Here is a 15,236-nt window from a genome sequence, read left to right on the forward strand (position 1 = left end):
TAACTTTATATTTTAAATTGTATGAGTTGTCTTTATTAACAAATCTCTGTGGAAGGAATCCCTACGTATGAAAAAAATAACAAGTATACTATCTGGCGTATTTATGCTGTTACCCACGGTAACATTGGCAGACTCTTTAGATAATGACTATCTCTCAGACTGGTGGCACCAAAGTATTAATATTGTAGGCAGCAACTCAACTCGTTTTGGGCCGCTAAAAAGGGCCGACTTATATCCTGAGTATCGCGCATGGGCTCATGTAGATTGGTTTGATTTCTATGGCTACGCGGACTTGCCTAAGTTTTTTGGTATCGGCAATGATAATGATATCGGTATTTGGGACAACGGTTCTCCGTTTTTTATGGAGATAGAACCGCGCTTTAGCATCGACAAGTTAACGGGTCTCGACCTAAGCTTTGGTCCATTTAAAGAATGGTATTTTGCCCACAACTATATTTACGACGCGGGTACAAATTCCGGACAGCGTCAGAGCACCTGGTATATGGGACTAGGAACAGATATTGATACCGGGCTACCGATGACATTATCTGCTAACATCTATGCTAAATATCAAGGGAATAACTATAACGCTGCCAATGAAAACGAGTGGGATGGCTATCGCTTCAAAGTAAAATATGTCATACCTCTTACAACATTGTTTGGTGGAAAACTAATTTACGTCGGCTTTACCAATTTTGACTTTGGTTCAGACCTAAAAGAAGAATCAGGCGGAGAGCAACAATTTTACTCCCGTACAAATAGTTCGATAGTTTCCACCAACGTGCTCAGTCTGGTTTATTCTCACTGGAATTATGGTGCTACTCTTCGTTATTTCTATCATGGTGGGCAATTTGAGGAAGGTAGTAAAGCATTTAACAGCGATGGAAATATCACCACTATCGACTCAACGGGGTGGGCATACTATTTAACTGTTGGTTACACTTTTTAAATATAACTACAAGGAACTGGCCATGAAAATAAAATTGATTTCCGCAGGTATTCTGTTGACGTTACCTCTATGGACGAGCGCCAAAGATGTCACTATTATTTATACCAATGATCTTCATGCTCATGTTGATAGTTACAAACTCCCCTATGTCGCAGACGGTAAACGTGCAATTGGTGGATTCGCTAATATAACCACTTTAGTCAAGCAGGAAAAAGCACAGAATAAAGCCACATTTTATTTTGATGCCGGTGACTATTTTACTGGACCCTATATCAGCAGCCTGACTAAGGGTCAGGCCATTATTGATATTATGAATACCATGCCTTTTGATGCAGTATCAATAGGTAATCATGAATTTGACCATGGCTGGGATAATCTCTTGCGGCAGTTGAGCAAGGCGAACTTCCCTGTTCTGTTGGGGAATGTATACCATAAGGACAGCGAGATACCATTCTGGAACAAACCCTATACCATCCTGGAAAAGGATGGCGTAAAAATTGGCGTTATTGGGCTGCACGGTGTGTATGCGTTTAATGACACCATTTCAGAACTCTCGATCCAGGGGCTCGATAATGATAAAAATAACCGCTTTGATAAATCAGCCGCTGCCCTCAAGAACCAGGGGATTGAAGCTCGCGACGAGGTGAAATATCTGCAGCATTATCTGGATGAGTTGCGGGGTAAAGTTGATGTCACCGTTGCGCTCGTTCACGAAGGCGTTCCGGCACGTCAGTCCAGTATTGGTACGACAGACGTCAGGCGTGCACTGGATAAAGATATTCAGACCGCTAGTCAGGTCAAAGGGCTTGATATTCTCATCACCGGACATGCTCATGTTGGAACACCGGAACCTATCAAAGTGGGAAATACGCTAATCCTTTCTACTGACAGTGGTGGTATCGATATCGGAAAGTTGGTACTTGATGTTGAACCAGGGGCGAATACCAAAAAAGTAAAAAGCTTCGAGCTGAAAACACTTTTTGCTGATGAGTGGAAACCTGATCCAACAACACAAAAAGTTATCGATGGCTGGAATAAAAAACTCGCGGATATTGTGCGTCAGCCAGTTGGTGAGTCCCCGATCATGTTAACCCGTGCCTATGGCGAATCATCGCAACTCGGCAACTTATTTACAGATGCAATGCTCGTCGCTGCACCGGATGCACAGATCGCACTGATTAACTCCGGTAGTTTACGTGCTGATCTCAACGCGGGTCCCATTACCTTTGGTGACATTACCAGTACTTTCCCCTTTAAGAATGAGCTTACTGAGATGGATCTTAACGGTAAAGATCTGCGCAATCTCATGGAACATGGGGCATCTCTCACCAATGGCATACTTCAAATGTCAAAAGGTGCTGAAATGCGTTACATGCCGCAGAATCCAGTCGGGCAGCGCATAGTATCGTTCACAATCAATGGCAAAGCGATTGATGATACGCAGACTTACCATGTTGCAACCACGACCTTCCTTGCTTTGGGAGGCGATGGTTTTCTGGCATTTAAAGAAGGGAAAAATGTTCAAGTCCGCGCCGGGAATAATATGTCTGATGTCGTGATTAATTATCTGAAATCGGGGCACAAAATCGTTCCTCTGGAAGTTAACGAAATGCGTGTTGAAGTGAGTAAAAAATAAAAAATTCAGGTGACGCCATTTATTTTATAGATGGCATCACCTGCCTCTCACATATTACAAAGAAATAGCATAATAAATTTATGAGGGTAAATGATAATGAAAAGTTGCCATGTGAAGATGAAAAACACAATTCCATTATGTCATTTACATTGTAAGGGTTGTTTTTGCATTAATAACGCGGAACGCTCCCCAGAATGCAGTACGTACTGTATGGACGATACAACACTTCAGCAATTTATTCGTCGAAAAATTGATACTGATGAAGCTAGCGATGTGGTTTTTACCTGGCATGACGGTGAATCAATGCCTGGCAGACGTCATTTCTTTGAACGAGTCATCGAGCTACAACAGCAATATGCGCAAAGTAAAAACATTATTAATATATTTCAAACCAATGGAATTCTGTTAGATGACAACTGGTGTGAGTTCTTCAAGGAAAACCAGTTTATGATTTGTATTTCAGTGGATAGCGATGTTTCACTACATGACAATGTCCGCGAAACGATTTCTGGAAAATCAACAAACTATCAGATTGAAAGCACTGCGAGATTATTGCGAAAATATGATATTGAATTTAGCACACTGACGGTCGTTAGTGCCGTGAATAGCCAGTATCCGCTGAGGATTTACCATTATTTAAAAAGTCTGGGTAGCCGCCATATGCAGTTTATTCCCTTACTTAAACCGCTTGTACAAGGTGGTGTAGATGAACGAAGTCTTGGGCCCGCCGCACTGGGAATTTTTTTGAAAACAATTTTTTATACCTGGGTGCGTCTGGACATTGGGACGATTAAAATCCCCATCTTTGAGCATGTGTTTGCTGCATGGTGCGGGTTATCTGTGCCAACATGTGTTTATGCTTCATATGATGATAGCGCGTTAGCGCTGAAAATAAGCGATGATAATTATCATTGTGACCGTTTTGTTAATTCGAAATATTATATGAGTGACAGCAATCAGACTATTGCAACCACGATGCAGCAAAACTCAACGAACCAGAAAGTGGCACTATCCAAACCGACACTGTTAGAACCATGTGCGAGTTGCAAAGTAGAATTTGCCTGCCACGGCGGTTGTGCAAAAGATCGCATAGTACTTTCCCAATATGGTGTTCCGCAGCTTAATTATTTTTGCGAAAGTTATCAGGCTTTTTTTACTTATGTTGAACCCTATATGTTGATGATGAGGGCGTTGTGGGAACATAACTATGCGCCTTCCGATATTCGTCAGTATTTGACCTGACATAGTTCTCCGTACAAGCTAATGAATAAATTGGTCGCGCCGATTGTCGCTGAAATACCAAGACTATTTTAGTAGTCTGAGATTTGGACACAAAAATCAATAGATTCGTTGCACGACGCAGCTCGTTGCGCTTTACCTGGCATTAGCAGCATTCTTGAGATCTCGAGTAAGTCTCGTGAGCCACTGGGCATCGCGCTCAGTGCGCTTAACCTCTCATTCATACGCGCAAGCATTAGCGTACATTGACGGTAGAATGTGCCTTTCAAGGGCACTAAACAGGATTTTAAATTTCTTCAATCGTCTTATTTTTCATCTTGCCCTCCCGTAAGGGATAAAAACGTTTTATCTTCGCGTCTGTCGCGGTAGTCTCATTACAGTCGTTTATATCTCGACTGCAATGTGCGTAACCTAACTCCAATACTAATAATTAAAAAACAGTACAGACAGGATAACTATGGATTCCACCCTCACCTCCACGGGTCCCCAGCAGGACACCACATCGCTTAACCGTGCCCGACGCGCCGCTCTCGGCAGCTTCGCGGGTGCCGTGGTCGACTGGTATGATTTTCTGCTTTATGGCATCACCGCCGCGCTGGTTTTTAATCGCGAGTTCTTCCCGCAGGTCAGCCCGGCGATGGGTACACTTGCCGCATTTGCCACCTTTGGCGTCGGATTTTTGTTCCGTCCGTTAGGCGGGGTAATCTTCGGCCACTTTGGCGATCGCCTGGGCCGCAAACGTATGTTGATGCTTACCGTCTGGATGATGGGGATTGCCACTGCGCTGATTGGTATCATTCCCTCTTTCGATACCATCGGCTGGTGGGCACCTGTCCTGCTGGTGACGCTACGTGCCATCCAGGGTTTCGCCGTTGGCGGCGAGTGGGGTGGCGCGGCATTACTCTCTGTTGAAAGTGCCCCAAAAAATAAAAAAGCCTTCTACAGTAGCGGCGTTCAGGTCGGTTACGGCGTCGGGCTACTGCTCTCTACGGGGTTGGTGTCGTTGATTAGCTCGCAAACAACCGATGAACAGTTCCTGAGCTGGGGCTGGCGTATTCCGTTCCTGTTCAGCATTGTGCTGGTTCTGGGCGCGTTATGGATGCGCAACAGAATGGATGAATCGGCTGAATTCGAGCAGCAAAAACAGGAACCCCAACTGGTGAAAAAACGGCTGCCGGTTATCGAAGCACTCACCCGTCACCCGGGGGCATTTCTGAAAATTATCGCCCTGCGTCTGTGTGAGCTCCTGACGATGTACATCGTTACCGCGTTTGCTCTCAACTACTCCACGCAAAACCTGGGGCTGCCGCGCGAACTGTTTCTGAATATCGGGTTACTGGTGGGTGGGCTGAGTTGTTTGACCATCCCCTGTTTTGCCTGGCTTGCCGACCGCTTTGGCCGTCGGCGCGTCTATATTACCGGAGCGCTGGTCGGCACACTCAGCGCCTTCCCGTTCTTCATGGCCCTGGAAGCGCAGTCTATCTTCTGGATAGTCTTCTTCGCGATTATGCTGGCCAACATTGCGCACGATATGGTGGTCTGCGTACAACAGCCTATGTTTACCGGCCTGTTTGGCGCAAGCTATCGCTACAGTGGCGCGGGCGTGGGTTATCAGGTTGCCAGCGTTGTCGGCGGTGGCTTTACGCCTTTTATTGCCGCTGCATTGGTGACTTTCTCCGGTGGCGACTGGCACAGCGTTGCCATTTACCTGATGGCCGGATGCCTTATTTCGGCCGTCACCGCAATGCTGATGAGAGATAAGCAACACGCGTAAACCTTTATGCGAAGGCCATAGGGTCTTCGCATAATCTTCCTCAACGTCTGACTTTTGTTTCACATTCCTGTGACATACTATCGGGAGAGCAGTACATCTGTGGAACAAGGAGACAGACATGAACAATAAGGGCTCCAGCCTGACACCCGCTCAGGCGCTGGATAAACTGGACGCGCTGTACGAGCAGTCGGTAAAGGCTCTGCGTAGCGCCATTGGTAAGTATATTGAAACAGGGACGCTCCCTGACGACATCGCCCGCCAAAACGGTCTTTTTGTTTACCCATCGCTTTGTGTCACCTGGGATGGCAGCGCCACAAACCCACCGAAAACGCGCGCATACGGACGTTTTACCCATGCAGGCTGCTATACCACAACCATCACCCGCCCGTCGCTTTTTCGCCCTTATCTTGAAGAACAACTGACGCTGCTGTATCAGGATTATGATGCGCATATTTCTGTCGAGCCATCACAGCATGAAATCCCCTATCCGTATGTGATTGACGGTTCTGAGTTAACGCTTGATCGTTCGATGAGTGCCGGGCTAACGCGCCATTTCCCTACTACCGAACTCTCACAAATTGGTGACGAAACGGCAGATGGTACCTATCATCCGGCGGAATTTTCTCCGCTGTCGCACTTCGACGCCCGTCGGGTTGATTTCTCGCTGGCGCGACTGCGTCACTACACGGGAACGCCGGTTGAACACTTTCAGCCCTTTGTGCTGTTCACCAACTACACCCGCTACGTCGATGAGTTCGTACGCTGGGGCTGCAGCCAAATCCTCGACCCGGACAGCCCGTATATCGCGCTGTCATGCGCGGGTGGGATCTGGATCACTGCAGAAACCGAAGCACCGGAAGAGGCCATCTCCGATCTGGCGTGGAAAAAACACCAGATGCCCGCCTGGCATTTAATTACCGCCGACGGTCAGGGGATCACGCTGGTTAATATCGGCGTCGGCCCCTCTAACGCCAAAACCATTTGCGATCATCTGGCCGTGCTGCGTCCTGACGTCTGGTTAATGATTGGCCACTGTGGTGGCCTGCGCGAAAGTCAGGCAATTGGTGATTATGTTCTGGCTCATGCCTATCTGCGCGATGACCATGTACTGGATGCCGTACTGCCGCCGGATATTCCGATTCCCAGCATCGCCGAAGTTCAGCGCGCACTGTATGACGCCACCAAAGAAGTCAGCGGCATGCCAGGCGAAGAGGTTAAACAGCGGCTGCGTACCGGCACCGTCGTCACCACCGACGACCGTAACTGGGAATTGCGTTATTCCGCTTCTGCGCTTCGTTTTAACCTCAGTCGTGCCGTCGCTATTGATATGGAGAGTGCCACCATTGCAGCCCAGGGCTACCGCTTCCGCGTCCCATATGGCACGTTGCTGTGTGTTTCCGACAAACCACTGCATGGCGAGATCAAACTGCCAGGTCAGGCCAACCGTTTTTATGAAGGGGCCATTTCTGAGCACCTGCAAATTGGCATCCGGGCTATTGACCGACTGCGTGCCGAAGGCGATCGGCTGCACTCCCGCAAATTACGTACATTCAACGAACCGCCGTTCCGTTAAGGCCTGAAGGTAACTATGCACAACTCAACTCCCCTTTCCGCTCTGCGCAGTCTGCTGTTAGCGCAGGGACTGGATGGCATGATTGTCCCCCGCGCCGATGCGCATCAGAGCGAAGATTGCACACCGCACGACAATAAACTGGCCTGGCTCACCGGCTTTAGCGGTTCCGCGGGCCTTGCATTGGTACTTCGCGATCGCGCGCTGATGTTTGTCGATGGGCGCTATCAGGTCCAGGTGCGTAACGAAGTCTCTCTCGATGATTTTGAAATCCATCATTTGCACGATGAACCTCTGGCCGACTATTTGCAGACTTACGTCACCTCTGGTGCGCGTATCGGCTTTGAACCTCTGCTGATGGTCAACAGTCAATTTGAAGCTCTGTCGGCTACTCACTGCAAACTGGTTCCGATGGAACGCGATCCCTTCGACCAGATCTGGCTCGACCGTCCAGCTGCCCCCTGTGGTGTTATTCGTGAAATGCCCATTGAGATAAGCGGTGAAAGTAGCGCGCATAAGCGCGTACGAATAGTGGAGCAACTGACTCAGCATCAGGCCGACGTGCTGGCGATCACGCTACCGGATAACATCGCCTGGCTACTCAATATACGTGGAGCCGATCTTGCGATGGTTCCGGTTCCTTTTTCGTTTGCCCTGCTCCATCGCAGCGGCGAACTGGAGTGGTTTGTTGATAATAATAAGACGCAGCAGCTGCCTGCCTCATTGCTGGAGACGGTCACGCTGGCTCCGCAAGAAAACTTTCTCCCTCGCTGCCAGCAACTTGCCCAAGGAAAGCGTTTCCTGGTGGATAAAGACTATGCGCCAGTCGCGCTGCGGTTCGCCATTGAACAAAACGGGGGAGAGGTTATTTGGGCCCCCGATCCCATCACATTGATTAAAGCTCATAAAAATGATGTTGAACTGGCAGGGTATCGGGAATGCCATGAACAGGATGGCACCGCATGGGTAAACTTTCTGGCCTGGCTGGCGCATGAGGTCCCGCTGCGCGAGGCAGCAGGTAATCCCGTCACTGAACTGGAAGCCCAAGCCAAACAGCTGGCGTTTCGCCAGCAGCAGCCAGGATTTATAGAGCAGAGTTTCAGTACTATTTCCGCCTCTGCCAGCAATGCAGCGATGTGCCATTACCATTCCAGCGAGAAAACAAACACGCCCATCACCACACAGGCAATGTACCTGAATGATTCCGGCGGCCAGTATCAAAATGGTACTACGGATACAACAAGAACACTCGCCTTTGGTCCACAGGATCCGCAGCGACGACTGCATTACACCGCCGTGCTGAAAGGGTTTTTATCACTGATCTCATTGCAATTCCCCAGCGGCACGCAGGGTCATCAATTGGATGCGTTTAGCCGTCGGGCACTTTGGGAGTTGGGTCTGGATTTTGATCACGGCACAGGACACGGCGTGGGCCACCAGCTACTGATCCATGAACAACCCCATCGTATTGCCAAAAAAGTAAATCCCTGGCCTTTGGTAGCGGGTAACATTATCACCATCGAACCGGGCTATTATCTGGCTGGGCAATATGGGATCCGTATTGAAAATCAGGTGGAGATTATCAACAGCCGACCCGGTTTTTGCCGCTTCTCTAGCCTGACGCTGGTCCCCATCGATCTGAACCTTGTTGAATTGCATCTGCTGAGTGATGCAGAGAAACAGTGGATTGATGATTATCATCAACAAGTAAGAGAAACGCTATCGCCACGCGTGGGCAGCGACGCACGTCCGTGGCTGTTCGCTGCGACGGCGCCGATTCGCGTTCAGGCTAATTAAGGCATAAAAAAGGCAGCCCGCAGGCTGCCTTAGTTCTCCCCAACATCTTACTGCTTAGCTGTTACGGATGTACTCATCCATTTCAGTTTTCAGGTTATCGGACTTGGTACCGAAGATCGCCTGAACACCAGAACCCGCGACCACAACGCCCGCCGCACCCAGTTTCTTCAGGCCAGCCTGATCCACTTTGGCAACGTCAGCAACGCTGACGCGCAGACGCGTGATGCACGCATCGAGGTTAGTGATGTTTTCTTTACCGCCGAACGCGGCAACCAGGGCCGGAGCCATTTCGCCAGTCGCGCCCGCTTTGTTGTCTTCAGTCGCATCTTCACGGCCCGGCGTTTTCAGGTCCAGCGCTTTGATCAACACACGGAAAATGGTGTAGTACACGATCGCATAACCGATGCCGACAATCGGGAACAACCACAACTTGCTGCTGTTACCGGACAGAACGATAAAGTCGATCAGACCGTGGGAGAACGATGTACCGTCACGCATACCCAGCAGAATACAGATTGGGAATGCCAGGCCAGCCAGAATCGCGTGGATGATGTACAGGATCGGCGCCACGAACATGAAGGAGAACTCGATCGGCTCGGTGATACCGGTCAGGAACGAGGTCAACGCAGCGGAGATCATGATACCGCCCACTTTCGCGCGGTTTTCCGGTTTAGCAGAGTGCCAGATTGCAATAGCAGCAGCAGGCAGACCGTACATTTTAAACAGGAAGCCACCGGACAGTTTGCCCGCAGTCGGGTCACCTGCCATATAGCGAGGGATGTCGCCGTGGAATACCTGACCCGCAGCGTTGGTGTATTCACCGATCTGCATCTGGAATGGAACGTTCCAGATATGGTGCAGACCAAACGGCACCAGGCAGCGTTCGATGAAACCATAGATACCGAATGCAACGACTGGGTTCTGGTACGCCGCCCACTGGGAGAACGTCTGAATAGCAGTACCGATCGGCGGCCAAATGAAGGACAGGACCACACCCGTGAAAATGGCAGCCAGACCAGAAATAATAGGAACAAAGCGCTTACCGGCAAAGAAGCCGAGGTACTCAGGCAATTTGATTCGGTAGAAGCGGTTGAACATATACGCTGCGATCGCACCGGAGATAATCCCCCCGAGAACACCCGTATCTGCCAGGTGTTTCGCTGTGATCTCTTCAGCAGGTAAATGCAGAACCAGCGGCGCAACAACAGCCATGGTCTTGACCATGATGCCGTAGGCAACAACTGATGCCAGAGCAGATACGCCGTCGTTGTTGGTGAAGCCTAACGCAACACCGATAGCGAAAATCAGCGGCATGTTCGCAAAAACAGAACCGCCTGCTTCTGCCATTACGTGCGATACAACGGCTGGCAGCCAGCTGAAGTTAGCGGAACCGACACCCAGCAGGATACCTGCAATCGGGAGTACGGATACCGGCAGCATCAGCGATTTACCGACCTTTTGCAGGTTAGCAAATGCATTCTTAAACATAATTAGGAGTGCTCCTGAGTATTTGTGCTTTTATACACTTCATCCTGCAAACCGCCTCGGCGTTGGCTGCGTTCATTCACCCCAGTGACTTACCCTGGCGATTCACTCACTTGCCATCGTGACGCAGCTTGCATGATATTGTGTATTTCTACGTTCTCACGCATTGGCGAGGGGGGAGAACCTCGCCGTGGACAGGGTATCTAAGTACCCTTTATTTATTACACAGAGTAAAATAATTCAGCTCATTTTTGTTTGACGGCTATCACAATTCAGCTGCGGATGGCCGAAAAACTCGCACATTCCGATTAAATGAGTATCTGAATGTTTCCAACTGGTTATTCACCGCCCATTTAATGGCGGTGAACTTTACTCGCTTTATTTATTAATTACGAGCTTTAAAAAAACTCAGTTAGCGGACTGATTGCAGGCGAGAAGCGTCGATGTGAAACAGGCGGGCAAAGTTATCTGTGGTGATTTGCGCCAGTTCTTCAACGGCAACACCTTTCAATACGGCCATGTACTCTGCGACATCACGAACCATGGCTGGCTGATTCTCTTTTCCGCGATGCGGCACGGGCGCAAGGTATGGGGAATCAGTCTCAACTAACAAACGATCCAGCGGAACATAACGCGCAGCATCACGAAGCTGTTCGGCATTACGGAACGTGACGATGCCAGAAAAAGAGATATAAAATCCGAGATCCAGCAATTTACCCGCGGTTTCCCTGTCCTCTGTAAAACAGTGTAGTACGCCGCCACAATCCGTCACTTTTTCTTCGCGCAGAATCGACAGCGTATCGGCACGCGCATCGCGGGTATGAACGATAACTGGCTTGTGTAACTCACGGCCAATCTGGATATGGTGGATGAATGATTCCTGCTGGCGAACTTTCGTTTCCGGGGTGTAAAAATAGTCCAACCCCGTTTCACCCATCGCAACGACGCCCTCTTCGGCGGCAAAACGACGCAAATCCTCGACATCATAGGTTTCATCCTGGTTTAGCGGATGAACACCACATGAGAAAACCACATTGTTACGCTCACCAACCAGTTCGCGCATACTGCGGTATCCCGGTAGCGTGGTGGCAACGGCAAGACAGAACTTCACATCACGCGCGGCCGCTTTCGCCAGCACGTCATCCACGTCCTTATGCAGAGATTGATAATCCAGACCATCAAGATGGCAGTGTGAGTCGACTAAGAACATAATGTCTCTCTCAAAGATGGGGAACAGGCAGTATGGCGCCTGGTTGCAGATAATGCTCAGTACGGAGAATAAGATCGGTTAATACCAGTTCACGGTTTACGCCGGTCACGTTAAGCAATTGCTGACGACAGTGACAAACATCACCGAGTATCGCCTGTATCTGCGCGACGGATAACCGCTCAGCGATTGACGATATCAACGCCAGCGCATCAGGATTAGTTAAATGGGTCACACCATACGGGCGTTTGAGGGCATCTGTAAGCAGCGTTGCCAGCCAGTGTAAACGGGTCGCAGCTTGCTCATGATTGAGTGCCGCCAACAGGATATACCCGTCGTCGGATTGCAATGTGTTCGCCAGTGCCGTACAGAAGTCGGTTCGGTGCGCCCAGCTTTCGGCTTGTAGCAACGTTAATGCCGCACCAGGCGATCCGGCACTCAGCCGTAATGCGCTCAGTAGCGCCTCCTGAGATGCCGTCACTTCGCGGGCAAGCCAGGAAATGGCATACGTTTCAGGCGGGGGAGCAAGATGATGTAACCGACAACGGCTACGTAGCGTCGCTAACAATCTAGCCGGTTCTGTGCTGGCGAGGAAAAACCAGGTCTGCGCCGGTGGTTCTTCCAGCGTTTTTAGCAAGGCATTGGCGGCGGCATCGGTTAACTGAGCGGCATCCGGGATCCACACCACCTTTGCCCCTCCCAGACGTGAGTGCTCGTAGAGCTTCTCACTGACTTCACGTACCGCATCAACACCCAGCGTACTTTTGCCTTTTTCCGGCAGCAATGAATAGTAGTCAGGGTGTGTACCTGCCTGCATCAACTGACAGCCACGGCAGTGCCCGCAGCTTTTGTGTCCTTCCGGCTGCTGGCACATTAAATAACGGCTAAGCGCATAAATCAGCGCGTCGTCACCCATTCCGGGTAACGCCTGAATCAGTAGCGCATGGTGACCACGACCCGCCTGGTAGCTGGCTACCAGTTTTTCAAAATCCGGTCGTAACCATGGGTACCATTTCATGCGCCCTGCTCCTTCACCCACTCGGTGATGGTATTGCGGATATCCGCCATCACGACATCAAGCGGCTGTGTTGCATCAATTGTACGAATGCTGGCGTCTTTGGCAGCCAGTTCAAGGTAGCGTGCGCGGGTGCGATTGAAGAAATCGAAAGACTCCTGTTCAATACGATCCAGTTCGCCACGTGCTCGAGCGCGTTTTAACCCGACCTCAGGCGTCACATCCAGATACAGCGTCAGGTCAGGGCGAAAATCGCCGAGCACGGCATCACGCAGTGTTGCCAGCATGTTTTGATCGATGCCACGGCCGCCGCCCTGGTAGGCCTGGGTTGACAGATCGTGACGATCGCCAATAACCCAGCGGCCTTTTGCCAGCGCTGGCTTAATCACGGTTTCAACCAGTTGTACGCGTGCGGCATAAAACATCAGGACTTCGGCTTTATCGGTAATCACTTCATCGCCGACCGATTTGATGTCCAGCACCAGACTTCTTAATTTCTCCGCAAGCTGGGTCCCACCGGGTTCGCGGGTAAATACCATGTCGCGAATCCCGAGTTGCTCAAGTGTCTCAACCACTACGTCACGCGCAGTGGTTTTTCCGGCGCCTTCCAGGCCCTCGATGACGATGTAATTACTGCCCATTTTTTTCCTTAAGCACTTTCAGATAATCCTGCACGGAGCGGTTGTGGCTGACAAGATTAGTGTTAAACGTGTGACCGCCTTTACCGTCAGCCACGAAATAGAGATACGGGGTCTTTGCCGGATGTGCGGCCGCCTGCAGCGAAGCCTCACCAGGCATGGCAATCGGACCCGGTGGTAAACCTGTGATGGTATAAGTGTTATAGGCGGTCGGCATTTCCAGATCCGCACGCGACAATTTGCCATTATACCGTGTCCCCATACCGTAAATCACGGTCGGATCGGTCTGTAAGCGCATACCAATACGTAAGCGGTTAATAAAGACCGAGGCCACCTGGTCACGCTCGCTGGCAACGGCGGTCTCTTTCTCAATAATTGAGGCCATCGTCACCAGTTGATTTTTGTCTTTATACGGCAGGCCGTCAGCACGCCCTTCCCAGACCGTATCCACGGCTTTAACCATCTTTTGATTCGCACGCTTCAGCAACGCCACATCGGTAGTATTCGCGGTATACATCCAGGTATCTGGCCAGAACCAGCCTTCCACCCATTCCGGGTTTTCCAGCTTCAGTGCCCTGGCGACGGTTTCGTAGCTATCATCGCTCAGCGTATGCTTGATATACGGCGCATCGCGCAATTGTTTCAGGTAATCGCTCAGGCGCATCCCCTCGACCAGACGTAACGGAAACTGTGCTTCTTTGCCGCTTTCCAGCAATTGCAGCATCTCGCGCACGGTCATATCAGGCGTTAAACGGTAGGTTCCGGCTTTGAAATGCGAAAGTTCGGGTTCAACACGTAACAACCACTGGAATACCCGCGGACGATTAATAACCTTGTCCGTATACAGCTGTTCCCCCAGCGCCAGACGGCCCGTCCCCGCTTTCAGCGTAAAAATCGTCTCTTCTTTGATCAATAACTTACTGTCCGCCAGATGGCGAACTTTCCACATTCCCACTCCCGCGGCAATGCCCAGCACAACCAGCAATAACAGGACAACGAGTAACAATTTTTTCATGACTAATTTGGGTGCTCACAAAGTGGGGCTAAAAAATTGAATAACAAACGTGAAGACAACGGCCTGTCGTCACAGGTACGCACGGGGAGAACAGGCATTAATGCATTGCAGACGACGATTTCCTCAGCCTGCATAACCTCCTCCAACCCGGCATACACTTCGACAACCCGGAAAGGCGATTGTGCCAGCATACGTATACAGAATTGTCGCATAATGCCATTCACACCAGCCTGATCCAGCCGCGGCGTATAAACCACGTCGTTTTTTCGCCAGAACAAATTAGCCGCACAGCATTCCGTAACCCATCCCTCGCTGTCAAGAACCAGCGCCTCATCGGCGTCCGTCTGTTCAAGATGAGAGCGGATCAGCACCTGCTCCAGCCGATTCAGATGTTTAAGCCCGGCAAGCATCGGATTGCGCCCCAGACGAACAGGACTTAACGCCAGCACGATGCCTTGCTTTCGCCAGCTATCATAATGTGCAGGGTAAACAGAGACGGAGAGGATACGAGTCGGCTCATGACAGCTTGCCCCACTGTAACCACGACCGCCACTACCACGACTGATAATCACTTTCAGTACGCCACGTGCATGCCCTGCAGCCAGTTTTTCCATTTCAGCTTGCAGTTCTGACCACTTATCGAAGGGGATAAACAATGTTTGGCATGCGTCCTGTAAACGCTGGAGATGCGCTGCAAAAAAGCAAATTTTGCCATCGGTTATACGCGCAGTGGTAAAGCAGCCATCACCAAACTGCGTCGCCCGATCGCTTGCAGCCAGCATTTCCTGCTCACGGCCATTAATTAAGAACATAGTGGCTCCTTATTCGTGGTCCGCTAGTTTGGCAGGATGAGTCACCCAGGACAAGGACTGAAAACTGAATAAAAAAAGACCCGACAAGCGGGCCTTTTC

General features: G+C 50.2%; 12 protein-coding genes. 6 read left to right on the forward strand and 6 right to left on the reverse strand.

All coding sequences use genetic code 11. The annotated features are described in order from the left end of the window. Positions 1–67 precede the first annotated feature (67 nt). From FDX19_RS12870 to FDX19_RS12895, 6 genes are all read left to right on the forward strand, one after another. On the forward strand, positions 68–949 hold the full coding sequence (locus tag FDX19_RS12870; RefSeq protein WP_137383013.1) for a nucleoside-specific channel-forming protein Tsx: 882 nt from the start codon (positions 68–70) through the stop codon (positions 947–949). Between the two features lie 22 nt (positions 950–971). Continuing rightward, the gene (locus FDX19_RS12875) at positions 972–2,585 is read left to right on the forward strand and encodes a bifunctional UDP-sugar hydrolase/5'-nucleotidase (RefSeq protein WP_137383014.1); all 1,614 of its coding nucleotides are present in this window, start codon (positions 972–974) and stop codon (positions 2,583–2,585) included. A gap of 117 nt (positions 2,586–2,702) precedes the next feature. Then, positions 2,703–3,827 (forward strand): SPASM domain-containing protein, encoded by a 1,125-nt coding sequence (locus tag FDX19_RS12880; RefSeq protein ID WP_368666075.1) that lies wholly within the window; start codon positions 2,703–2,705, stop codon positions 3,825–3,827. A gap of 454 nt (positions 3,828–4,281) precedes the next feature. Beyond that, positions 4,282–5,598, forward strand: a complete 1,317-nt coding sequence (gene shiA, locus FDX19_RS12885; protein ID WP_137383016.1) for a shikimate transporter — start codon at positions 4,282–4,284, stop codon at positions 5,596–5,598. A 118-nt stretch (positions 5,599–5,716) separates the two neighbouring features. After that, entirely contained in the window at positions 5,717–7,171 is a 1,455-nt protein-coding gene (locus tag FDX19_RS12890; RefSeq protein WP_005128994.1) for an AMP nucleosidase, read from the forward strand. A gap of 15 nt (positions 7,172–7,186) precedes the next feature. After that, positions 7,187–8,965, forward strand: coding sequence for an aminopeptidase P family protein (locus tag FDX19_RS12895; RefSeq protein WP_137383017.1), 1,779 nt, complete (start codon positions 7,187–7,189; stop codon positions 8,963–8,965). 54 nt (positions 8,966–9,019) lie between these two features. On the opposite strand, the gene ptsG is transcribed toward FDX19_RS12895, so the two are convergent. From ptsG to pabC, 6 genes are all read right to left on the reverse strand, one after another. Continuing rightward, the gene (gene ptsG / locus FDX19_RS12900) at positions 9,020–10,453 is read right to left on the reverse strand and encodes a PTS glucose transporter subunit IIBC (RefSeq protein ID WP_137383018.1); all 1,434 of its coding nucleotides are present in this window, start codon (positions 10,451–10,453) and stop codon (positions 9,020–9,022) included. Between the two features lie 409 nt (positions 10,454–10,862). Next, on the reverse strand, positions 10,863–11,660 hold the full coding sequence (locus FDX19_RS12905) for a metal-dependent hydrolase (protein WP_137383019.1): 798 nt from the start codon (positions 11,658–11,660) through the stop codon (positions 10,863–10,865). 10 nt (positions 11,661–11,670) lie between these two features. Further along, positions 11,671–12,675: a DNA polymerase III subunit delta' gene (gene holB / locus FDX19_RS12910; RefSeq protein ID WP_137383020.1), complete on the reverse strand. Its 1,005-nt coding sequence runs from the start codon at positions 12,673–12,675 to the stop codon at positions 11,671–11,673. After that, positions 12,672–13,313: a dTMP kinase gene (tmk, locus tag FDX19_RS12915; RefSeq protein ID WP_137383021.1), complete on the reverse strand. Its 642-nt coding sequence runs from the start codon at positions 13,311–13,313 to the stop codon at positions 12,672–12,674. The genes holB and tmk overlap by 4 nt, the downstream gene beginning before the upstream one ends. Further along, positions 13,303–14,325: a cell division protein YceG gene (yceG, locus tag FDX19_RS12920; protein ID WP_137383022.1), complete on the reverse strand. Its 1,023-nt coding sequence runs from the start codon at positions 14,323–14,325 to the stop codon at positions 13,303–13,305. Before yceG ends, tmk begins: the two co-directional genes overlap by 11 nt. 2 nt (positions 14,326–14,327) lie before the next feature. Continuing rightward, positions 14,328–15,137: an aminodeoxychorismate lyase gene (gene pabC, locus FDX19_RS12925; protein WP_137383023.1), complete on the reverse strand. Its 810-nt coding sequence runs from the start codon at positions 15,135–15,137 to the stop codon at positions 14,328–14,330. Between the last annotated feature and the right edge of the window lie 99 nt (positions 15,138–15,236).

The sequence above is a fragment of the Citrobacter sp. wls619 genome (assembly GCF_005281345.1).
In the GTDB taxonomy this organism is placed as follows: Bacteria; Pseudomonadota; Gammaproteobacteria; order Enterobacterales; family Enterobacteriaceae; genus Citrobacter.